The sequence below is a fragment of the Aeromonas sp. MTB genome (assembly GCF_056632455.1).
On record NZ_CP147026.1, the window covers coordinates 4,280,668 to 4,301,706 of the forward strand.

Here is a 21,039-nt window from a genome sequence, read left to right on the forward strand (position 1 = left end):
GGCTATTTCAAGGGCATGGGCTGGTTATTTTTTCTGCAAAGCGGGGAGAGGGCAGGATCCCCGCCTCTCTCATACGGATCTGTTCTTGAGAGAGACGGGCTATTACTTGGCGGGTGATTGCTTAGCGGGCCAACCAGATGAGGGAGGCCATCCGGCCGGTCTGACCATCGCGACGATAGGAGTAAAACTGCTCGCTATCGCTGAAGGTGCAGTATTCGCCGCCATAGACGGCGGTGACGCCAGCACGGGCAAGGCGCAACCGCGCCAGCTGGTAGATATCCGCCAACCATTTGCCGTCGTTGGCGGAAGGCACGAAAGCCGCGACCGATTCAGCCTGCTCAGCCATAAAGGCCTCGCGCACCTCTCCCCCCACTTCAAATGCAGTGGGGCCAATGGCCGGGCCAAGCCAGGCCAGGATTTCACCCGGCTCGCAGCCCATGGCGGCGATGCTCGCCTCCAGCACGCCCTCTTTCAGTCCACGCCAGCCTGCGTGGGCCGCTGCGACCACGGTACCTGCCCGATCGCAGAACAGCACCGGCAGACAGTCGGCAGTCATCACGATACAGGCCTGATCCGCCTCATGGGCGCAGGCGGCATCGGCATCCGGTGCTTGCTGATAATGGCTGCTGACCTGATGAACCACGGTGCCGTGCACCTGATTAAGCCAGTTGAGGGGCCCCGGGATGGCGGCCGCCTGCTGCAAGCGGGCTCGGTTAGACTCGACTCGCGCCGGTTCGTCACCCACATGGGCGCCCAGATTCAGCTCGGCGAAAAACCCCTCGCTTACCCCGCCATCCCGAGTAGTTGACAGGGCTCTGACATTGGCCGGAGCAGGCCAGTCAGGTTCGATCCATTTCATCTGTGACTCCTTCAATTTCACCGATATAAAAACGGGGCTCCTGCAAGGGAACCCCGTTTGGCATCTGTTCGGGCCGGATGACGCCAGAAACCGACGCAGCAGGCCCGATCACATCAGTTCCAGACCAGATCGTCCGGATTGGCGAGAGTATCCGCGCGCAGCACTTCCATCAGCTCCACCATGTCTTGCGGTGTAGCTGAATGCCACTGCATCACTTCACCCGTGATGGGGTGAGCCAGTTGCAGCATGGTGGCATGCAGCGCCTGACGGTTGAAGTTACGCAGTGCCTGAGTCAGCTCGGGGGTCGCGTTGCGCAGCGGGCGCAGACGGCCACCGTAAGCGGGATCACCCACCAGCGGATGTTTGATGTGCGCCATGTGGACACGGATCTGGTGGGTACGGCCGGTCTCCAGACGCAGACGCAGACGGGTGTGGCCACGGAACTTCTCGTGAACCCGGTAGTGAGTCACGGAAGGACGACCATTGGGCACCACGGCCATATGAGTACGCTGGGTCGGGTGACGGCCTATGGGCGCATCGACGGTGCCACCTGCGGTCATGTGACCGATGGCGATCGCTTCGTACTCACGGGTGATCTGGCGCGCCTGCAACGCTTCCACCAGATGGGTCTGTGCGGGTACGGTTTTGGCAACCACCATCAAACCTGTGGTGTCTTTATCCAGACGGTGCACGATACCGGCGCGAGGTACCTCGGCAATGCCGGGGTAGCGGTGCAGCAGGGCGTTGAGGATGGTGCCATCCGGCGTACCTGCGCCCGGGTGAACCACCAGACCGGCCGGTTTGTCGATCACCAGAATGTGTTCATCTTCATAAACGATGTTGAGCTCGATATCCTGGGCATCCCAGCGAGTATCATCTTCCAGCTCGACATTCACATGCACCTGCTGCCCGGCCAGAATCTTCTCGCGCGGGGTGTTGGCAACCTGACCGTCCAGGGTCACTCTGTCCTGTAAAATCCACTCCTTGATGCGGGTGCGGGAGTAGTCTGGAAACAATTCGGCCAGGGCCTGGTCGAGTCGCTGCCCGAATTGGTGATCCTGGAATTCGCCTGTCAGTTCAATATGCTGGCTCATGTATGGTCTCTTGAGCGGGGGGTATCAATTCGAAATAATCCGGGTATTCTAGCTTTTCTTTTAGCCAAGCATAACGGATACTTTGCCAATTTCGTGGAAATGGACCGGATGTTGTTGATGGGAAAGAAGTCTCACCTGCTGATGTCGCTCGCCTTGGTCGCTACCTTGATCACAGGCTGTTCCAGCACCAAACCCAAGGTACCCGACGAACCGCCGGAGACCCTGTACCAGAAAGCACGCCTCAAACTGGACGTTGGCAATTACGTGCAAGCCACTGAATTGCTGGAGGCTTTGGACTCTCGCTACCCGTTCGGCGCCTACTCCAATCAGGTGCAGCTTGACCTCATCTATGCCTACTACAAGCAGGATGATACCGCTCAGGCGATCGCCAATATCGACCGTTTTATCCGCCTCAATCCGGCGCATAAAAATATCGATTACGTCTTCTATATGCGCGGCCTGACCAACATGGCGGCGGATTACAATTTCTTCCAGAGCCTGTTCGGTATCGGTCGTGACGACAAAGACCCGGCTTATGCCCGTCAGGCATTCCAGGACTTCAAGACCCTGTTGCAGAACTACCCCAACAGCGTCTATGCCGCCGATGCCCGCGCCCGCATGATTGGCCTGAAGAATCGTCTGGCCCGATATGACCTGAGCGTCGCCGAGTATTACGTGAAGCGTGATGCACTGGTCGCGGCCGCCAACCGGGCCAAGCTGATTGTCGAAACCTACCCCGACACAGCCGAAACCGAGAAGGCGCTGGAGATCATGGTCGAGTCTTACGATGCTCTGAAGATGCCGCAGTTGGCCAAGCACGCCCGCGAAGTGCTGGCCAAGAACTACCCGGAGAATCGCCTCGGCCGTGGCTGAGTGATACGGATAAACCGGTAACAAAAAACCGATGCCTTGGCATCGGTTTTTTTATCGCTGCAATTTAGCCACTGACATTACCCGCAGGGGCTCTGCAGAGCTGGGTCAGCGTGACGGCGCCTTCCCAACGCCGTCCGTCATCGCAACGCTTACTTCGCTACATTACCCGCCACGTTCAGGGCATCCCAGGTGCGGGAGAAGGGCGGCGCGTAGGCAAAGTCCAGCATGCCGAGCTGCTCGGTGGTCACTCCCATGGTGATGGCAACCGCCAGCGCGTCGATGCGGTGGACCGCCCCCTTGCGACCGAGGATCTGGCCGCCCAGCAGCCGCTTGCTGCCCGCCTCATAGACCAGCTTGACGTGAATGTCGGACTGACCCGGGCAGTAGTTGGTGTGGCACTTATCCTTGATCACCACGGTGCGATAGTCGATGCCCATCGCCCTGGCTTCCTGCTCGGAGAGGCCGGTACGGCCCGCCTCCAGCCCCAGCACCTTGAGCGCCGCAGAACCGAGGGTACCCGGGAACTCCTGCTCGGCACCCGCCAGGTTCTCGCCCACCATGCGGCCTAACTTGTTGGCGATGGTGGCGAGCGGTACATAGACCTGCTGCTGCTTTACGCTGTGCCAGACGCTGGCACAGTCACCGGCTGACCAGACGTTGGCCAGCGAGCTGCGTCCCTGACGATCCACCTTGATGGCGCCGTTGCCGAGCCGCTCGATGCCGGTATCGGCCAGAAACTCGGTGTTGGGCTTGACTCCGGTGCAGACCACCACGATATCTGCCTCGTACTCGCCCTGGCTGGTGCGCACGCCGGTCACCCGGCCATCCCCCAGCAGCGCTTCAACTCGCTCACCCAGATGGAGAGAGACCCCCTGCTCGCGCAGTTCGGTTTCGATGTGTTGGGTGATCTCGCCATCAAACGCGTCGGGGATGACCCGATCCGCCAGCTCGATAAGACGCACCTCTTTGCCCTGATGGACCAGCGCCTCGACCACCTCCAGCCCGATAAAGCCGGAGCCGATCACCAGGGCGCGGCGATTGTTCTTGTCTTGCACCGCCGCCTTCAGCGCCAGCCCGTCGGCCATCCGGCGCAGACCAAATACCCCTTGCTGCTGCAAGCCGGGGATGGGGGGCATCACTTCGCGGGCGCCGGTGGCGATCATCAGCCGATCGTAGCGATCGGTGAAGGTGTCGCCGTTGTGCTCCACCACCAGAGTCTGGGCAGCCGCATCGACGCTCAGCACCCGATGGCCAATCTTGACCTCGATCCCCTTGGCGGCGAACTGCTCAGGGGTGAACTCGGCCATGTAACCGGGCTCCTGAAACTCGTCGCCGACGAAGTAAGGCAGGCCACAGGCACCGAAAGAGATCACTTCGGAGGCCTCATACACCACGATCTCCGCCTCTTTGGCCAGTCGGCGCGCCTTGGCGGCCGCGCTCATACCGGCGGCTTCGCCACCGATGATCAGAATTCTCATAGTTTTTCCTCTCAATGGCGCAGGGAGGGCATGCCCTCCCTGCGGTCTATGACGGGAAAGAGTCGCCCCTTTCCACGGGCAGATCAACCGACAGCAAATCAGACGGTGGACTCTTCGCCGTCCAGACTCACTTCGTGATCGCTGTTGAACACATGCATGTCGGTCTCGCCCATCAGGCGGCTGGTGACCGTCCCTGCGGTGATGGAGCCGGAAACGTTGAGCGCGGTACGGCCCATGTCGATCAGCGGCTCGATGGAGATGAGCAGACCGGCCAGCGCCACCGGGAAGTCCAGCGCGGAAAGCACGATCAGCGCGGCAAAGGTGGCGCCGCCGCCAATCCCGGCCACCCCGAAGGAGCTGACGGTGATGATGGCGATCAGGGTCATGATAAAGCCGGGATCCATCGGGTTGACCCCGACGGTCGGGGCAATCATCACGGCCAGCATGGCCGGATAGATACCGGCACAGCCGTTCTGGCCGATGGTGGAACCGAAGGAGGCGGCGAAGTTGGCGATCCCCTCAGGAATACCCAGCGACTTGGTCTGGGTCTGCACGTTCATCGGGATGGAGCCCGCACTGGTGCGCGAGGTGAAGGCAAACGCCAGCACCGGGGTGATCTTCTTGAGGAAGCGCAGCGGGTTGATGCCGACCATGCTCACCAACAGCAGGTGCACGACAAACATGATGGCGATGGCGCCGTAAGAGGCCATCACAAAGCTGAGCAGGTTGAGAATATCCGCATAGTTGGAGCCGGAGACCACCTTGGTCATCAGCGCCAGTACACCAAACGGGGTCAGGCGCAGCACCAGGGTCACCATTCGCATCACGATGGCATGAGCCACGGCCACGAAGTGGCTGAAGCTGGCGAAGATCTCCGGCTTCTTGCGGGCGATGCCGGTAGCGGAGAGGCCGATGAAGATGGAGAAGATCACCACGGCGATGGTGGAGGTCTTGCGCGCCCCGGTCATGTCGAGGAAGGGGTTGGCGGGAATGAACTCCAGCATCATCTTGGCGAACGACATGCTCTCGACGCTACCGAGGGTGGTCTGCAGCGCGGCGCCACGGGCGCTCTCGGCGGCACCGGAGGTGAGCCCTTCAGCAGTCAGGCCAAACAGGTTGGACATCAGGATGCCCGCCCCGGCGGCGATGGCGGTGGTGAAGATCAGCACGCCTATGGTCATGGCGCTGATCTTGCCCAGCGCAGTGCCGCCATTGAGCTTCAAGATAGCGCTGATGATGGAGACCATGATCAGCGGGATGATGATCATCTGCAGCAGCTTCACATAGCCGCTACCCACGATATCCAGATAGTCGATGGTCTGAACAATGACGGGCGAACCTGCACCGTAAAGCAGTTGCAACGCGGCGCCGAACAGAATACCTAGCCCCAGACCGGCAAATACCCGGCGGGTGAAGCTCACATGTTTTTCCTGTAACCGGTAGAGAAAGAACAGCAAGATGGCGGCGATGGCCAGATTGCCGATAACGCTAAATGTCATGGTATGACTCCCCAAAAAGCGGGCTTGCGCCCGAGAAACAAGATCAAGCGCCATGCTTGCCCTGGCAACCGTGTCAGACGGTCTGCGCCGTCGTGACAAGAACAAGGGGGTCTATCGCCCCCTTGTCACAGATTCACTGCTTCTGCTGTTTCGCTCGCATGATGTTGATGATTTCGATGTCGGTATCCAGCATCCCCTCTTTGGAGAGGCGACCCAGATTGGCGATGGTCTGATCCACGTCATCGGAGACGATCCCCTCGCTCTGGGGGACATGCAGGTTGTTGATGGCCATCAGCGAAGACTTTACCGCCGCCGAGGTGGAGGTGGAGACCTTCATGGAGCAGGCGCTGCCCGCACCGTCGCAGATGATGCCGGAGACATCGCCAATCATGTTGTTGATGCAGTGGCTGATCTGCTGATACTGGCCACCCAGCAGCCAGGTGATGGCGGCACCGGCACCCATGGCGGCGGTACTGGCGGCACAGAGGGCTGACAGCTTGTTCTGATAGGTCTTGATGTAGATGGCCACCAGATGGCTCATCACCAGTGCCCGGGTCAGCTGCTCGTCGCTCGCCTTGAGGAAGCGGGCAGCCGCGACCACCGGCATGGTGGCGGCAATGCCCTGATTGCCGGAACCGGAGTTGGACATGGCGGGCAGCATGGCACCATCCATCCGTGCATCGGAGGCAGCGGAGGAGAGGCGCATCGCCAGAGTCATCAGGTCATCGGAGAGCAGCTTGCGCTCCACCTGCTCGGTGAGGATCTTGCCGATCTTCAGGCCGTAACCCTGCAACCCTTCATCTGCTAGCGCCTGATTCATGGTGGCGGCCTCGCGGATAAAGTCGATCTCCGCCAGCGGCACTTCCAATGCAAAATCGACGATCTCCCGCAGGGTCATGGCCGGTTTGGCGGATTTGGCTGGCTGGATCTGCACGCCGGGGGCGCTGTTCTGCTCCATCAGCACCTCGCCATCCTTCTCCATCAGTATGATGCGGGTGTGGTCGGTACAGATCACCACCCGGGCGTTATGGCCCTCCACTTCGGCCAGCACCTCGGCGTAGAGCACGTCCGGCACATCCTTCACATCCACCTTGATCACCGGCAGCAACACCTTGGCCGCTTCCACCTGTTCTGGTGTGAGGGTCTTGAGCACCTCCAGCCCGGCATCGGGATTGCCCCCTGTGATGCCGACCGCAGCGGCCACCGGCAGACCGATCATGCCGGTGCCCGGTACTCCGACCCCCATGCCGTTCTTGAACAGATTGCCACTGACCCAGACGCTGATGCGGGTCGGGGTCTCCCCCAGCAGCTTGCGGCAGTTGGCCGCCGCCAGCGCCACCGACATCGGCTCGGTACAGCCCAGGGCCGGCACCACTTCACGCTTGAGCAGGGTAATAAAGTCGGTCCATTGTGCTTTCATCGCAGTGTTTCTCATGTTCAGGGTGCCCGCAGGCAGTTATTGCTTGTTCAGATCCGCTTTGTGATTACGGATATGCAGATAAACAGTATGACGGGAGATGCCGAGCATCCGGGCAACCAGCTGGGCCGCCTCCTTGATCTCGAAGATCCCCATGTCGAAGAGCCGGGTCACTATCTCCTTGTTGCGCACCGTACAGGAGAGCGAATCGTCCCGATCCACCTTCTCAATCACCTGAGTCACCAGATCGTCCACCGAGCTGGCAAAGGTCTCGTTGTTGAGCGGCGCCGGTGCCGCGGGCAGCGCAAAGGTATCGAGCAGGCAGCCAAGGGAGGTATCCAGACTGAAGTTCACGCAGAGCATGCCGATGGGCTTGCCCTGCCGGTTGCTGATGGTGATGGAGGAGGACTTCATCAGCGTCCCGTCGCGGGTACGGCTGAAGTAGCTGTTCCACTGGCTGCCCGCCTCCCCCTGCAAGCGGTTGAGGGCAAAGTCGGTGACCGGCGCCCCCTCCCGGCGACCAGTGACATGGCCGTTGGCAATCTTGATAACCGATGCATCCAGCGTATCGAACGCATGCAACACCACCTCGCACCCTGCGCCAAACAGCGCGGCCAGCGCCTCGACCGCGGGCTCGAAACTGGCGATCAGATGACGTTCTTCATCCGTTAACGAATTGATCTGGTCAGTGGTGGCTGCTGTGGACATATATGAGTAACTTTGAGTAAACCGCAGTTGATTCTACTATCAACAAGATCAACTAATGTTGAGCGGCATCCCCTTTTTGTTCGCCATTATGCCCACCTTTTAACAAAGTGCGACAAATTGTGAAGCGGCGCACAGCAGGGCGGCAACTCAGAGGTGATAGCGGGCCAGCAGTTGCTTGTAGGCGGGAGTCTGTTTGAACGCCTTGAGGGCAGAGGAGAAGCGGATAGCCAGCTGGTCGTGGCCGGGCTTGTGGGTAAACGCGAGGAAGTTGCGGTTGTCGTCGGTCAGCAGACGCGAGCCGTGGCTCACCTGATCCTGCAACCCCTGGGTATGCAGCAAATAGCGACCGACCCGCTCGTTGAGCACCACCCCGTCCAGCCGACCTGCCATCATCAGATGCAGCTGTTTGATGGCATTCCCCTCCCCCGTCATCGGCATCCGGATCACCCCGGGATCGGTCAGAAAATCGGGGCTGTAGGCATAATCTTCCTGAATACCTATCCGCAGACCCTTGAGGTCGGAGAGCTGACTGAAATCTACCGGACGAGCCGTCGGATAGAAGAGCACTTCACCGCTATAAGAGAGCGGCTCTTCGGGGTAGTGGAGCCAGTGCTGGCGGGAAGGTTCAAAGAAGACATCGAGCACCGCATCCCCCTGCCTGAGACGGGCCTGCTGCAGAACCCGCTTCCAGGGCAGCACCCTGATTTCAGTGCGATAACCCATCTGGCGCAACACGGTACAGGCCAGATCGAGATCGGCGCCAGCCAGCTCGCCATTGTCACCACGCATCACATAAGGGGGCCACAGCTCGGTCAGCAGCGTCAGAGTCGGCGGCTCGTTCGTCGCCACGGCCGAACCAGCACCAAACAGGGAGGCCAGCAGCCAGCCGTACAACCCGATCATTCGCCAACCCTGACACCACATCATGGAGATCCCTCATGGTCCGTATGGATTGAGGATATACAAGGGATGGGCAATAAAAAAGGAGGCCGAAGCCTCCTTGAGATCCACTCTCTGAATGGCACTTACAGTGCTTTCAGGATTGCCTCGACGCTGGCCTTGGCATCGCCAAACAGCATCTGGGTATTTTCCTTGAAGAACAGCGGGTTCTGGACACCCGCGTAGCCAGTGTTCATGGAGCGCTTGAAGCCGATGACGTTCTGCGCTTTCCACACTTCCAGCACCGGCATACCGGCGATCGGGCTGCCCGGATCTTCCATCGCGGCCGGGTTGACGGTGTCGTTGGCACCGATCACCAGCACGGTATCGGTATCGGCGAAGTCCTCGTTGATCTCGTCCATTTCCAGCACGATGTCATACGGTACTTTCGCTTCCGCCAGCAGCACGTTCATGTGGCCAGGCAGACGACCGGCAACCGGGTGGATACCGAAGCGCACCTTGACGCCGCGATCACGCAGCTTCTGGGTGATTTCAGCCACCGGATACTGGGCCTGCGCCACCGCCATACCGTAGCCCGGGGTGATGATGACGGAGCTGGAGTTCTTCAGCAGGTCAGCCACTTCCTCGGCGCTGGTTTCGCGGTATTCGCCCATCTCCTGATCAGCCGTGGAGGCCACGCCATCGGAGCCGAAGCCACCGGCGATCACGGAGATGAAGGAGCGGTTCATCGCCTTACACATGATGTAAGAGAGGATCGCACCGGAGGAGCCAACCAGAGCACCGGTGACGATCAGCAGGTCATTGGAGAGCATGAAGCCCGCCGCCGCTGCCGCCCAACCGGAGTAGGAGTTCAGCATGGAGACCACCACCGGCATGTCTGCACCACCGATGGAGGCAACCAGGTGCCAGCCGAAGGCGAAGGCGATCAGGGTCATCACCAGCAGGGCGAAGGTAGAGCCGCCCGCGTTGACGAAGTAGATCATCAGTGCCAGCGAGGCGACCACGGCCAGCAGGTTCAGCTTGTGGCGGTGCGGCAGCATCAGTGGCTTGGAGGAGATGAGACCACGCAGTTTGCCGAAGGCAACCACGGAACCGGTAAAGGTTACGGCACCGATGAAGACGCCCAGGAAGATCTCGACCAGGTGGATGTTCAGCATGGCGCCGGTCAGGTGCTCGACCTGAGCAACGCTGTTGGCCTGCTCGAACGCCGCACGGGCGGCTGCCAGGGTGGCATCCAGGTTGGAACCGACGGAGACGACGACCTCAGCAGGTGCAGATGGGTGCAGATCGATGAAGCTGTTGAAGCCTACCAGTACTGCCGCCATACCCACGAAGCTGTGCAGCACGGCCACCAGCTCGGGCATCTCGGTCATTTCGACCTTGAGTGCCAGACGCACGCCGATGGCACCGCCGATCACCATGGCCAGGATGATCCAGTGAACACCACTGGTCTCCGGGTTGAATACGGTGGCGAGCAGGGCGATAGCCATACCCGCGATACCGAACAAGTTGCCATGCTTGGCCGTTTCTTGCTTCGACAGTCCCGCGAGACTGAGGATGAAGAGCACGGCGGCAACGATATAGGATGCTGTTACCAGTCCTTGAGACACGTTAAACCCCCTTAATCCTTACGGAACATCTTCAGCATGCGCTGAGTGACGGTGAAGCCGCCGAAGATGTTGATACTGGCAATCAGCACGGCGACGAACGCCAGCGCGGTGACCAGGGTCGACCCTTGCCCGATCTGCAGCAGGGCACCGACCACGATAATGCCGGAGATGGCATTGGTGACCGACATCAGCGGCGTGTGCAGGGCGTGAGAGACGTTCCACACCACGTAGTAACCGACCACACAGGCCAGGATGAATACGGTAAAGTGGGAGAGGAAGGCTGCCGGGGCAACGGAGGCGATCCAGCCGAAGGCGGCGATGCCGAGGGCACCGAACACGAACTTCTTGTTGGAGGGCTTGGCCTCTTCCTTCTTGGCTGCCGGTTTAGCGGCGGCCGGTTTCTGCGGGGCAGCAGAGACAGAGATGGCGGGCGGCGGGAAGGTCACTTCACCGGCCTGGATCACCGTCATGTTGCGCTGAACCACGTCTTCGAAGTCGATGGCAACGTTGCCGTCCTTCTCCTTGCACATCAGCTTCATCAGGTTGACTAGGTTGGTACCGTAGAGCTGGGAGGATTGGGCAGGCAGACGACCCGGCAGATCGGTGTAACCAATCACCTTGACGCCGTTGTCGGTGACATGCAGCTCACCCGGCACTGTGTATTCACAGTTGCCGCCAGCCTGAGCGGCCATGTCCACGATGACGGAGCCCGGCTTCATGCTGTCGACCATCTCTTTGGTGATCAGCTTGGGAGCCGGCTTGCCCGGGATCAGGGCGGTGGTGATGATGATGTCCACCTCTTTGGCCTGCTGGGCAAACAGCTCCATCTCGGCCTTGATGAACTCATCAGACATGACTTTGGCGTAACCATCGCTGGATGCGCCGTCTTCGCCACCGAAGTCCAGCTTGAGGAATTCCCCCCCCATGGATTCGATCTGCTCGGCCACTTCCAGACGGGTATCGAACGCACGCACGATGGCGCCTAGGGAACCGGCCGTACCGATGGCAGCCAGACCGGCAACACCGGCACCAATCACCAGTACCTTGGCAGGCGGCACTTTACCGGCTGCGGTGATTTGACCGGTGAAGAAGCGACCGAACTGGTGCGCAGCTTCAACCACGGCGCGATAGCCACCGATGTTGGCCATGGAGGAGAGGGCATCGAGGGACTGGGCACGGGAGATCCGCGGCACCATATCCATCGCCATCACATTGATGTTGCGCTCGGACAGCTTCTTGACCAGCTCAGGGTTCTGGGCAGGCCAGATGAAGCTCACCAGAGTGGCGCCATCTTTAATTTGTGCGATCTCGGCATCGGTCGGCGCATTGACCTTGAAGATAAGGTCGGCTTGCCAGACATTCGGCACCACGCTGGCACCGGCAGCCTCGAAGGCGGCATCATCGAAGCTGGCCGACAGGCCTGCGCCGGTCTCGATGGCGACCTCGAAGCCGAGCTTTTTCAGCTGCTCGACGGTAGCCGGGGTCGCTGCGACCCGGGTCTCACCGGCGAGACTCTCTCTCGGTATTCCAATCTGCATGACTATTCCCTGATGGTTAATAAACAATCGCTGCCCAGTGTCTCACTTCTGACGAAACAAGACATGACCAAAGTGCAGGTCCAGGGCTCTTTGTTATGAAAATCAGTAGGCTTTACCTCAACCTCCTGTCATGGTCAGGCCCCCGCTTTTCAGGCGCGAAGGTGATTAGTATCAAATTTTGGAGTTTTATTACAACCGCAGTCCCGACGGCACTCGTACAGAATTCAGCCCATCCCTGGCTACGATTAAAAAAAACAAACCAAATTAGAGGCTTATACCAGTAAAAACGGCTGAAAAAAGTGATCCAACCAGTCAAAAAAAATGTTTTACCGGCCCTCTATCTTAGCGTTTTTTGTTCTTACGAAATCCGCTTTCGTCTCACTTCTCGCAGCGAAACGCCGAAAAGTAACATTTTCCCAACAAAAGCGGGGCCGCTCAGCCGCCAGATAGCGGGAGAGGGCCCCGGCAATTCAATCGTTTCGCCCGTTTGGCACCGATTGGCGGCCCTTACCAGGCCGCTTCATAAATATGCTGGCTCTGCACCAGATCGATATCGCCGTGCTCGCCCAGACGGGTCATACCGTGCTCACCCAGCTTGCCGATCAGGGTGTCGATACCCAGATCTTTCAGACCGTAGTCGCGCAGTCGGGTCTTGACCCCCATCCGCTCGAAGAAGTCGCGGGTCGCGGCGATGGCATCATCGATGCGCTCCGCTTCGCTGCCGCTGTTCAGACCCCACACCCGCTCTGCGTATTGCAGCAGCTTGGCATGTTTCTGTTTGCGCTTGGCCTGCAGCAGGGCGGGCAGCACCACCGCCAGAGTCTGGGCGTGGTCGAGGCCGTGCAGGGCAGTCAGCTCGTGACCCAGCATGTGGGTGGCCCAATCCTGCGGCACACCGGCGCCGATCAGGCCGTTCAACGCCATGGTGGCGCTCCACATGATGTTGGCGCGCACCTCGTAGTTGTGCGGCTCGGCCAGCGCCTTGGGGCCCTCTTCGATCAGGGTCAGCAGCAAGCCTTCAGCGAAGCGATCCTGCACCTTGGCGTTGACCGGATAGGTGAGGTACTGCTCCACGATGTGGACGAAAGCATCCACTACCCCGTTCGCCACCTGACGCTCGGGCAGGGTGTAGGTGAGCACCGGATCCAGCACGGCGAAACGCGGCATCACGAACGGCGAGAAGAAGTGCACCTTGTCGCCACTGCTGCGACGGGTGATGACGGCGCCCATGTTCATTTCGGAACCGGTCGCCGGCAGGGTCAGCACCGAGCCGAGCGGGATGGCGGAACGCACTTCGCTGCCGACGGTCTCGAGAATGTGCCAGGGATCCTTGGCCAGATCGTAGTGCGCGGCAGCGGCGATAAACTTGGTGCCATCGAGCACGGAACCACCGCCAACGGCGAGCAGGAAGTCGACCCGCTCGGCACGGGCCAGCTCCACGGCGCCCATCAGGGTCTCGTAGGCCGGGTTCGGCTCGATGCCGCCAAATTCAAACAGGGTCATGCCGGCCAGCTCGTTGCGGATCTGCTCCAGCAGGCCGCTGCGTACCACGCTGCCGCCGCCATAGGTGATCATGACGCGGGCATCGCTCGGAAGCTGCTCGCGCAGCTGGGCGATCTGCCCTTGGCCGAACAGGATTTTGGTCGGGGTATGGAGAGTAAAGTTGTTCATCGACATTGCCTTCTTCTGATAGTCAGGGCGGCCTGGCCGCGAAATCGTGATTGCATTTTTCTCCAGAACCACCCTACCATCAAGGCAACATCCTGCTTTATTCTTGCCTATTTCTACAAAGCAGCGAAAACTGGAACTGTCGAATCAAAGAGCGCCCATGCAAAACCGTTACAGCGACCTCGCAACCAGATTGACCCGCCACGTCACCGCCCCCGGCATCACCCCATCACCGGTGAAACAGGTCAACCTCATCTATACCACCGAACACCATGGCCGCACCCCGGTGCTCTACCAACCGCGGATGATCGTAATCCTGCAGGGGCACAAGGTGGGTTATCTGGCGGATCAGGTGTTTCGCTACGACCCCAACCACTATCTGCTGATGACCCTGCCGCTCCCCTGCGAGTGCGAGTGCTTCGCCTCCCCCGAGCAGCCGCTTATCGGTTTTACCATCGAGATCGATCTGGTCACCCTGCAAGAGCTGCTGCTGGAGCTGGGCGATGCCCTGCCCGCCCCCGCGCCGCAAAAGAGCGGCGTCCACTCGGTCCCCCTGTCCGAAACCATGTTTTGCGCTGCCGAGCGACTGATCGAGCTGATGGACAACCCGCTGCACGCCAGGGTGCTGGGGCCGCAGACGGTACGCGAGATGCTGTTCCACGCCCTCACCGAGGGGGGCGGCCCGGCGCTGCAAGCGCTCGCCAATCGCCACAACCATGTGGGCCAGATCGCCCGGGTGCTGCGTATGATAGAGTCCCGTTATGCCGACAACCTCACCATGGAGGAGCTGGCGCGGGAGGTGAACATGAGCGTCTCCGCCTTTCACCACCACTTCAAGGCGGTCACCGCCACCTCGCCGCTGCAGTACATCAAGTCGTTTCGCCTGCACAAGGCGCGGATGATGATGCTGCACGACGGCATCAAGGCGGGCACCGCGGCGGCCAGAGTCGGTTACGAGAGCAACTCCCAGTTCAGTCGGGAGTACAAGCGCTTCTTCGGCAGCACGCCGACGGATCAGGCCTCCCGCTTCCGGGATGGCCAGCTGCGCATCATTGAGGGATAACAAGAGAGGGATTACTATGCGTTCACTGCTTTGCCTGTTCACCGCTTTACTGCTAACGGCCTGTACCGGGATTGCCGATGGCATCCGCCCCGTCACCGGCTTCCAGCTCGATCGTTATCTCGGTACCTGGTACGAGATTGCCCGCCTCGACCACAGCTTCGAACGGGGGCTGGAGCAGGTGAGCGCCACCTACAGCCTGCGGGACGATGGCGGCGTCAAGGTGCTCAACCGCGGCAAGCAGAGCGATGGCAGCTGGCGCGAAGCCGAAGGCAAGGCCTACTTCGTCGGCAACCCGGACGAGGCGCGACTCAAGGTGAGCTTCTTCGGCCCCTTCTACGGCGGCTACAACGTCATCGACCTCGACCCCGATTACCAGCTCTCGCTGGTGACCAGCTACAACCACGACTATCTCTGGATCCTCTCCCGCTCCCCCAATCCGCCCAAGGCGAAGGTGGATGCGCTGGTCGCCAAGGCGAAGTCGCTGGGCTTTGCTACCGACCAGCTGATTTGGGTCAAGCAGACCCCTTAAGCCAGTCGTAAAATAGCAAAGGGCAGCCCGCGGGCTGCCCTTTCTGTTGCTGGCGTGGCGGGATGTCAGAGCCGGAAGCGGCCGATCTCCTGCTCAAGCCGCTCGGTCAACGACTTGAGTTCGGCCGCCTGCGCCGCCTCGCTGCCCGCCTGCTCGGCCAGCTCTTGCGAGACGTGGCGGATATTCTCGGTATTGCGGCTGATCTCGCCGGTCACCGAGGTCTGCTCCTCGGCCGCTGCGGCGATCTGGGTCGCCATGTCGCTGATGGAACCGATCGCCTCGTTGATCCGGGCAAGGCTCTGGTTGGCGGCTTCCGCATCCTCCACGCTGGTACCCGCCAGCTGACGGCTGGTCTCCATGCCACCCACGGCGCGACGGGTAGTCTGCTGCAGGGTCTCGATCATCTGCTGGATCTCGTCGGTGGAGTCGTGAGTGCGGCGCGACAGCACCCGCACCTCGTCCGCCACTACCGCAAAACCGCGGCCCTGCTCACCGGCCCGGGCCGCCTCGATGGCGGCGTTGAGCGCCAGCAGGTTGGTCTGCTCGGCGATGCCGCTGATGGTCGCCAGAATGCCGCTGATCTTCTGGGCATGGCTGTCGAGCTCATTGATGATCTGGCTGGCATCGGCCACTTCGTCCGCCAGACCGGTAATGCTGCGCTGACTCTGGCCAACCTGGGATTGACCGGCGACCGCCAGTGCAACCGCATCGGTGGCGGTGGTGGCGGCAAACTCGGCGTTACCGGCGATCTCCTGAGTGGCGGAAGCCATCTCAGTCACCGCGGTCGCCACCATCACGATCTCGTCCTGCTGCTGGCGCACCCGCTGACTGCGAGCCTGCGCCCCGGCCGCCTGGGCACGGGACTGGGCCGCCAGCTCGACGGTCACATCCCGCAACCGGCTGACGATACCGTGCAGCCGCGCCACAAACTGGTTAAAGTTCTGGGCCAGCTGACCCACCTCATCCTTGCTGTGAGTGTTGATGTGAACGGTGAGATCCCCCTCGCCGTGGGCAATGTCGTGCAGGGCGTGCGCGACCCGACCGAGATCGGCGAACAGGTATTTGAAGGTGGCGGTGAGCAGGGCGCTGAACACCAGCATCAGCACCAGAGTCAGCCCCACCAGCTCCCACAGCAGGCTGCTGAGCGGCGCCTCCAGCACATCGCGATACATCACCATGGCCAGCAGCCAGTCGGTGCCCGGTACCGGTTGTACCGCCAGCAGCACATCCCGCCCGTCGAGGGTGGCGGCGTGCAGCTCGCTGTTTTCACGGCCCCACTGCTGGAAGGTGGCGGCAGAGAGTCCCGGCGCCAGCTCGGCGATGGGCTTGAGCGCCAGATCCTTCTGCGGATGACCGACGATGAGGCCACTGCTGTCGAGCAGCATGGCATAGCCCTCACCCTGCACCTTCATCGCCAGCACTTCATCGATCAGCTTGTCGAGCGCCAGGTTGGCCCCCACGGCGCCGACCAGCTCCCCCTGATGGCGTACCGGCTCGGAGAGGGTGACTACCAGCTTCTGCATGGTGACGCTGACGTAGGGGGCAGTGACGATGAGCTGCCCCGCCTTCACCGCATCCTGATACCAGGGGCGCTCGCGCGGGTCATAGTTGCCGGTGTTGAGGGAGGGATCCTGCCGGGTCATCACCCCCTGCGCGGAGCCAAAATAGGTGAGGCCGAAGCCGCCGGAGGTGTAGGCCTGCTTCAGGTGCGGCACCAGCTCGGCTTGGGGGTTATCGCTGATCAGGTTGACCAGCGCATGGACGGTGTTCTTGCGATCCGTCATCCAGTCGCCGATGGCGACCGAGTAGGCGTGGCCATAGTTGACCGCCTCGCTCTGGATGGCGCTCATGGTGCGGGATTTTAGGGTGTGAAAGGCAACGATGCCGAGCAGTGATGCCATCAGCAGCACCACACCAAGACTGGTGGCCAGCAGCTTGCCGCGCAGAGAGAGGGTCATGACGACGAATCCTTGTTGTTGTGTCAGGCAGGGAAAACCCTGATGTATCAAAGGCTATCGGCCGCAATATGAACAGACTTTAGTGAATCTGTATATTTTCCCATCTATCAACAACAGAACACGCTATTCGTGTGAACCAGATCGCTATTCCATGCTACTGACTCTTGTAACAACAAAGCAGCAGGCCGCCCGAAGGCGGCCTGTCACTTACCCCTGATATGCACCGGCGGAGTAGGTCAGCTCATAGCTGTGGCTGTAGATCTCGACGATATTGCCGAAGGGATCTTCCATGTAGACCATGCGGTAGGGCTTCTCGCCCGGGTAGTACTCGCGCACCGGCATCCGCTGCTTGCCGCCCGCCGCGACGATGCGCGCCGCCAGCCCCTCGACATCCGGATCCTGAACGCTGAAGTGGAACACACCGGTCTTCCAGAATTCGAAGTTGTTCTCACGGCGCTCGCTGTTGGGGAACTCGAACAGCTCGATGCCGATCTTGTCGCCGGTAGAGAGGTGGGCGATGCGAAAAGAACCCCAACCCGGGCCGAACACGTCGTTACACATCACGCCGATGGCGGAGTCATCCTCGGTGATGGTGGTGGCCGGCATGATGAGATACCAGCCCATCACCTTGGTATAGAACTCGACCGCTTTGTCGAGGTCAGTCACCGTGATGCCGATGTGGGAGAAGTTGCGTGGATAGGTCATACGTCACCTTGAAATTGTGTGTGGGAAACAGGTGACATGATAGGAAGGGGCGACATAATGAAAAATAAGGTCAAACTAATGGAATGCATAAATTAAATTTATGGTTAATCCACTCTGGCTCCATACCCTGGTGGTGGTGCATGAAACCGGCAGCTTTACCCGCGCCGCCGAGCGGCTGGATCTCACCCAGGCCGCCGTCAGTCAGCATATCTCGCGTCTCGAGGCCGAATTTGGCCCTCTGCTGCTGCGCAAGCCCCGTCAGCTGGAGCTCACTCCGCGCGGGTTGGTGCTGCTCGACTTCGCCCGCCAGCAGGCGCAGGCCGCCGAACAGCTGCGGGCGCGCCTCTCTGACGATGACCCTCACCGCGGCGCCATCACCCTGTCCACCCCGGGCAGCATCGGTCTGCTGCTCTATCCTCTGCTGCTCGACCAGCAACAGGAGCACCCCGGACTCACCATCCAGCATCGCTTTGCCCCCACCCCCGACATAGTGCAGGCGGTACTGGCGGGGCGCAGCGATCTGGGACTGGTGGATCAGCCGCCGGAACACCCCAGCATCGCCGCCGAGCCCTTCGCCCGCGAACCCCTCTGTCTGGTGGTGCCCAACGACGGCGAGGAGCAGAGCTGGCAGCACCTCTGCAAGCTCGGCTTTATCGACCACCCGGATGGCCGCAGCATGGCACAACGCCTGTTGGGACGACGCTACCCCGGCCAGCGCGTTGACGAGATCCCCCTGCGCGGCTTTACCAACCAGATCGGCCTGATCCTGGAGCCGGTCGCCCGCGGCCTCGGCTTTACCGTGCTGCCCCGCTTCGCCGTCACCGCCTTTGCCCAGCAGGAGAAGATCCGGGTGATCCAGAGCAGCATTGAAGTGATCGACACACTCTGGCTGATCTACCGCGCCGAGTGGCCACTCCCCGCCCGCCACCAGCGGCTGGTCACCGTCCTGAAACAGCGGGTTGCTGCACATTGAACGCTCTTGCAGCAGACATCGAGATCAATGTGACCACAGTCACCGAGGGCTAGCGGCAAGAAGGAGAAGAGAAAGGAGAGAGGGATAAATTGGCGAACGCCGGAAATGCGAAAGGCCAGCTCAATGAGCTGGCCTTTCTGAAAATGGCAGGGGCGGCAGGACTCGAACCCGCAACCATCGGTTTTGGAGACCGCTGTTCTACCAATTGGAACTACGCCCCTGCAACAAACGAGGCGTAGTATACAAAGTGGAGATCAAAGGTAAAGGCTTTTTTTACGCTTTCGATGCAATTGCACAAATCCCGAACAAGTCGCGGTTGTTTGTGCAGCAAAGCGGGATAACTTGCTGTATTTGCAGCCCTGCCGGGGTAGGAATGGGACATAAATGGGGGTAGGGTGAAATCAGGTACCGGGAGGCCACTTATGCTCAATTACCGATTGCTCCAACAACTGGCGCCCCTCAACTTCAGGGATGAACGCAAGACAGAGTCCCTGCCAGCCTATCTTGAACGGGTCGCACCACTGGTGCCCTTTATTCCTGAAAATGTGCTTTCCCAGTGGATTTACCGCCATTGGCGCGGTTTTGAGTCCAACTGGAGCTTTATCGATCTCGCCAGCCATCAGTTCACCTGTGAAAGCTGGCCCACCGCGCAACTGGTGGATCAGGTGGACTCCCGCCATATGGAGGTGATCGAGCGCTGGGGCGAGATGCTGCGCAGCAACCGCTATGTGCGTCGCTCCTGGCTCGGCGAGAAGATGCTGAGCGAAGGCACCTGGCCCGAACCTGTCATCGTGCTGGTGCCGGAAGAGGGAGCCAGCTACCCGAACGGTCATCCCCTACCCCGCCCCTACTGCCTGCTGGAAGGACACCACAGACTCGGTTATTTGCGCGCCATGGCCCGCGATGGGGAATCGCTGCAAGAGACGCACAAGGTGTGGATTTGTCGTCATGTTTCCGCCACTTAAACGTTTTTTATGCTGAAATTGGCATCGGAAATAAAATTTTGACAATTAAAAAAGCGGCCCTATAATCTGTCCGGTTTTGAAAAAGGTCGGGAAGAAACGATGCAGTTTTTGATTCAGAAAACAGCCTTGCAGACGGGTGGTGCGCACCAGAGCGGCCCCGTTGTTTCCGGTTCCCACCCCAACGATCCCCAGTTATTTTTAAAAAAAGCCCCTGTTTCAGGGGCTTTTTTTTGTGCCCGAAAAACCTCCAATGATGTCAAAGGGAATGCAGACGATGACCAATCCACTCTATAAGAAACATGTCATCTCCATTTCGGACCTGACCCGGTCAGAAATGGAACTGGTAGTCTCAACCGCACAACGGTTGAAGGCTGAACCTGACACCAGCCTGTTGAAAGACAAGCTGGTTGCCAGCTGCTTCTTCGAAGCCTCCACCCGCACCCGCCTCTCCTTCGAGACCGCGGTACAGCGCCTTGGCGGCAACATCATCGGCTTCGCCGACGGTGGCAACACCAGCGCCAAGAAGGGCGAGACGCTGGCTGACTCCATCAAGATCATCGGCTCCTACTCGGATGCGGTGGTGATGCGCCACCCGAAAGAGGGCGCGGCCCGTCTGGCCTCCGAGTTCTCCCGCGTGCCGGTCATCAACGGCGGCGACGGCTCCAACCAGCATCCGAGCCAGACCCTTCTCGACCTGTTCACCATCCATGAGACCCAGGGTCGTCTGGACAACCTCAACGTCGCCTTCGTCGGTGACCTGAAATATGGCCGCACCGTGCACTCGCTGGCCCAGGCCCTCAGCCTGTTCAACTGCCGCTTCTTCTTCATCTCCCCGGAAGCGCTGGCGATGCCGGACTACATCTGCGAAGAGCTGGAAGAGAAGGGTATCCAGTTCAGCGTCCACCAGACCATGGAAGAGGTGATGCCGGAGCTGGACATCCTCTACATGACCCGCGTCCAGAAAGAGCGCTTCGACGAGACTGAATACAAGCACATGGCTGCCAAGTTCATTCTGGAGCTGGCGACTCTGGAAGGGGCCAAGCCCACCATGAAGATCCTGCATCCCCTGCCCCGCGTCGACGAGATCGATGTGGCGGTCGACAAGACTCCCCACGCTTGCTACTTCCAGCAGGCGGAGAACGGGGTCTATGCACGCCAGGCGCTGCTGGCACTGGTACTGAACGAAACTGTCTGAGCTTAGG

19 protein-coding genes and 1 tRNA gene are annotated in these 21,039 nt (G+C 60.3%); 7 read left to right on the forward strand and 13 right to left on the reverse strand.

Features of this window, described 5'->3' with window-relative positions:
* Nucleotides 1-121: 121 nt before the first annotated feature.
* Nucleotides 122-859: a peptidoglycan editing factor PgeF gene (pgeF, locus tag WBR25_RS19615; protein WP_479749007.1), complete on the reverse strand. Its 738-nt coding sequence runs from the start codon at nucleotides 857-859 to the stop codon at nucleotides 122-124.
* Nucleotides 860-972: 113 nt separating this feature from the next.
* Complete coding sequence (gene rluD, locus WBR25_RS19620; protein WP_005339771.1) at nucleotides 973-1,953, reverse strand: 23S rRNA pseudouridine(1911/1915/1917) synthase RluD; 981 nt, start codon at nucleotides 1,951-1,953, stop codon at nucleotides 973-975.
* Between the two features lie 117 nt (nucleotides 1,954-2,070).
* Between rluD and WBR25_RS19625 the strand changes: the two genes are divergently transcribed.
* A complete protein-coding gene (locus tag WBR25_RS19625) occupies nucleotides 2,071-2,826 on the forward strand; it encodes an outer membrane protein assembly factor BamD (RefSeq protein WP_005339769.1) in 756 nt (251 codons plus the stop codon).
* 149 nt (nucleotides 2,827-2,975) lie between these two features.
* Here the strand turns inward: WBR25_RS19625 and WBR25_RS19630 are convergent, their stop codons facing one another.
* The 8 genes from WBR25_RS19630 to yqhD all read right to left on the reverse strand — a co-directional run bounded on the left by WBR25_RS19630 (nucleotide 2,976) and on the right by yqhD (nucleotide 13,647).
* Complete coding sequence (locus tag WBR25_RS19630) at nucleotides 2,976-4,304, reverse strand: CoA-disulfide reductase (protein WP_219264969.1); 1,329 nt, start codon at nucleotides 4,302-4,304, stop codon at nucleotides 2,976-2,978.
* Nucleotides 4,305-4,402: 98 nt separating this feature from the next.
* Nucleotides 4,403-5,803 carry an L-cystine transporter gene (locus tag WBR25_RS19635; RefSeq protein ID WP_005341918.1) on the reverse strand — a complete coding sequence of 467 codons (1,401 nt, stop codon included), beginning with the start codon at nucleotides 5,801-5,803 and terminating at the stop codon, nucleotides 4,403-4,405.
* A 133-nt stretch (nucleotides 5,804-5,936) separates the two neighbouring features.
* The gene (locus WBR25_RS19640; protein ID WP_323893392.1) at nucleotides 5,937-7,238 is read right to left on the reverse strand and encodes an L-cysteine desulfidase family protein; all 1,302 of its coding nucleotides are present in this window, start codon (nucleotides 7,236-7,238) and stop codon (nucleotides 5,937-5,939) included.
* A 21-nt stretch (nucleotides 7,239-7,259) separates the two neighbouring features.
* Nucleotides 7,260-7,928, reverse strand: coding sequence for a helix-turn-helix transcriptional regulator (locus tag WBR25_RS19645; protein WP_479749009.1), 669 nt, complete (start codon nucleotides 7,926-7,928; stop codon nucleotides 7,260-7,262).
* 147 nt (nucleotides 7,929-8,075) lie between these two features.
* Nucleotides 8,076-8,831 (reverse strand): substrate-binding periplasmic protein, encoded by a 756-nt coding sequence (locus tag WBR25_RS19650; RefSeq protein WP_479749011.1) that lies wholly within the window; start codon nucleotides 8,829-8,831, stop codon nucleotides 8,076-8,078.
* A 122-nt stretch (nucleotides 8,832-8,953) separates the two neighbouring features.
* Nucleotides 8,954-10,438, reverse strand: a complete 1,485-nt coding sequence (gene pntB, locus WBR25_RS19655; protein WP_479749012.1) for a Re/Si-specific NAD(P)(+) transhydrogenase subunit beta — start codon at nucleotides 10,436-10,438, stop codon at nucleotides 8,954-8,956.
* An 11-nt stretch (nucleotides 10,439-10,449) separates the two neighbouring features.
* Entirely contained in the window at nucleotides 10,450-11,976 is a 1,527-nt protein-coding gene (gene pntA / locus WBR25_RS19660) for a Re/Si-specific NAD(P)(+) transhydrogenase subunit alpha (RefSeq protein ID WP_005357557.1), read from the reverse strand.
* Nucleotides 11,977-12,483: 507 nt separating this feature from the next.
* Entirely contained in the window at nucleotides 12,484-13,647 is a 1,164-nt protein-coding gene (gene yqhD, locus WBR25_RS19665; RefSeq protein WP_040070066.1) for an alcohol dehydrogenase, read from the reverse strand.
* 157 nt (nucleotides 13,648-13,804) lie between these two features.
* On the opposite strand from yqhD, the gene WBR25_RS19670 reads away from it, so the two are divergent.
* Both WBR25_RS19670 and WBR25_RS19675 read left to right on the forward strand, forming a co-directional pair.
* A complete protein-coding gene (locus WBR25_RS19670; RefSeq protein ID WP_005339751.1) occupies nucleotides 13,805-14,707 on the forward strand; it encodes an AraC family transcriptional regulator in 903 nt (300 codons plus the stop codon).
* 16 nt (nucleotides 14,708-14,723) lie between these two features.
* The gene (locus tag WBR25_RS19675) at nucleotides 14,724-15,236 is read left to right on the forward strand and encodes a lipocalin family protein (protein WP_005356301.1); all 513 of its coding nucleotides are present in this window, start codon (nucleotides 14,724-14,726) and stop codon (nucleotides 15,234-15,236) included.
* A 65-nt stretch (nucleotides 15,237-15,301) separates the two neighbouring features.
* Here WBR25_RS19675 and WBR25_RS19680 read toward each other — a convergent pair whose 3' ends face one another.
* Both WBR25_RS19680 and WBR25_RS19685 read right to left on the reverse strand, forming a co-directional pair.
* Nucleotides 15,302-17,194 (reverse strand): methyl-accepting chemotaxis protein, encoded by a 1,893-nt coding sequence (locus WBR25_RS19680; protein ID WP_128815732.1) that lies wholly within the window; start codon nucleotides 17,192-17,194, stop codon nucleotides 15,302-15,304.
* Nucleotides 17,195-17,401: 207 nt separating this feature from the next.
* A complete protein-coding gene (locus WBR25_RS19685) occupies nucleotides 17,402-17,899 on the reverse strand; it encodes a lactoylglutathione lyase family protein (protein WP_005339743.1) in 498 nt (165 codons plus the stop codon).
* 100 nt (nucleotides 17,900-17,999) lie between these two features.
* On the opposite strand from WBR25_RS19685, the gene WBR25_RS19690 reads away from it, so the two are divergent.
* Nucleotides 18,000-18,872 carry a LysR family transcriptional regulator gene (locus tag WBR25_RS19690; RefSeq protein WP_439840570.1) on the forward strand — a complete coding sequence of 291 codons (873 nt, stop codon included), beginning with the start codon at nucleotides 18,000-18,002 and terminating at the stop codon, nucleotides 18,870-18,872.
* Between the two features lie 144 nt (nucleotides 18,873-19,016).
* Here the strand turns inward: WBR25_RS19690 and WBR25_RS19695 are convergent.
* Nucleotides 19,017-19,093, reverse strand: a tRNA-Trp gene (locus tag WBR25_RS19695).
* Nucleotides 19,094-19,294: 201 nt separating this feature from the next.
* Here WBR25_RS19695 and WBR25_RS19700 point away from each other — a divergent pair.
* The 3 genes from WBR25_RS19700 (at nucleotide 19,295) to pyrB (ending at nucleotide 21,032) form a co-directional block, all read left to right on the forward strand.
* Nucleotides 19,295-19,837, forward strand: coding sequence for a hypothetical protein (locus WBR25_RS19700; protein ID WP_421249604.1), 543 nt, complete (start codon nucleotides 19,295-19,297; stop codon nucleotides 19,835-19,837).
* Nucleotides 19,838-19,936: 99 nt separating this feature from the next.
* Nucleotides 19,937-20,131: a hypothetical protein gene (locus WBR25_RS19705; RefSeq protein ID WP_013724188.1), complete on the forward strand. Its 195-nt coding sequence runs from the start codon at nucleotides 19,937-19,939 to the stop codon at nucleotides 20,129-20,131.
* Nucleotides 20,112-21,032 carry an aspartate carbamoyltransferase gene (gene pyrB, locus WBR25_RS19710; RefSeq protein WP_005339735.1) on the forward strand — a complete coding sequence of 307 codons (921 nt, stop codon included), beginning with the start codon at nucleotides 20,112-20,114 and terminating at the stop codon, nucleotides 21,030-21,032. The genes WBR25_RS19705 and pyrB overlap by 20 nt, the downstream gene beginning before the upstream one ends.
* Nucleotides 21,033-21,039 lie beyond the last annotated feature (7 nt).

Bases quoted from the DNA above. Each gene is read 5' to 3' on its own strand.
- pgeF (WP_479749007.1), bottom strand. From the start codon at position 859: ATGAAATGGATCGAACCTGACTGGCCTGCTCCGGCCAATGTCAGAGCC.
- rluD (WP_005339771.1), bottom strand. From the start codon at position 1,953: ATGAGCCAGCATATTGAACTGACAGGCGAATTCCAGGATCACCAATTC.
- WBR25_RS19625 (WP_005339769.1), top strand. From the start codon at position 2,071: ATGGGAAAGAAGTCTCACCTGCTGATGTCGCTCGCCTTGGTCGCTACC.
- WBR25_RS19630 (WP_219264969.1), bottom strand. From the start codon at position 4,304: ATGAGAATTCTGATCATCGGTGGCGAAGCCGCCGGTATGAGCGCGGCC.
- WBR25_RS19635 (WP_005341918.1), bottom strand. From the start codon at position 5,803: ATGACATTTAGCGTTATCGGCAATCTGGCCATCGCCGCCATCTTGCTG.
- WBR25_RS19640 (WP_323893392.1), bottom strand. From the start codon at position 7,238: ATGAGAAACACTGCGATGAAAGCACAATGGACCGACTTTATTACCCTG.
- WBR25_RS19645 (WP_479749009.1), bottom strand. From the start codon at position 7,928: ATGTCCACAGCAGCCACCACTGACCAGATCAATTCGTTAACGGATGAA.
- WBR25_RS19650 (WP_479749011.1), bottom strand. From the start codon at position 8,831: ATGATCGGGTTGTACGGCTGGCTGCTGGCCTCCCTGTTTGGTGCTGGT.
- pntA (WP_005357557.1), bottom strand. From the start codon at position 11,976: ATGCAGATTGGAATACCGAGAGAGAGTCTCGCCGGTGAGACCCGGGTC.
- yqhD (WP_040070066.1), bottom strand. From the start codon at position 13,647: ATGAACAACTTTACTCTCCATACCCCGACCAAAATCCTGTTCGGCCAA.
- WBR25_RS19670 (WP_005339751.1), top strand. From the start codon at position 13,805: ATGCAAAACCGTTACAGCGACCTCGCAACCAGATTGACCCGCCACGTC.
- WBR25_RS19675 (WP_005356301.1), top strand. From the start codon at position 14,724: ATGCGTTCACTGCTTTGCCTGTTCACCGCTTTACTGCTAACGGCCTGT.
- WBR25_RS19680 (WP_128815732.1), bottom strand. From the start codon at position 17,194: ATGACCCTCTCTCTGCGCGGCAAGCTGCTGGCCACCAGTCTTGGTGTG.
- WBR25_RS19685 (WP_005339743.1), bottom strand. From the start codon at position 17,899: ATGACCTATCCACGCAACTTCTCCCACATCGGCATCACGGTGACTGAC.
- WBR25_RS19690 (WP_439840570.1), top strand. From the start codon at position 18,000: ATGGTTAATCCACTCTGGCTCCATACCCTGGTGGTGGTGCATGAAACC.
- WBR25_RS19700 (WP_421249604.1), top strand. From the start codon at position 19,295: ATGCTCAATTACCGATTGCTCCAACAACTGGCGCCCCTCAACTTCAGG.
- WBR25_RS19705 (WP_013724188.1), top strand. From the start codon at position 19,937: ATGCAGTTTTTGATTCAGAAAACAGCCTTGCAGACGGGTGGTGCGCAC.
- pyrB (WP_005339735.1), top strand. From the start codon at position 20,112: ATGACCAATCCACTCTATAAGAAACATGTCATCTCCATTTCGGACCTG.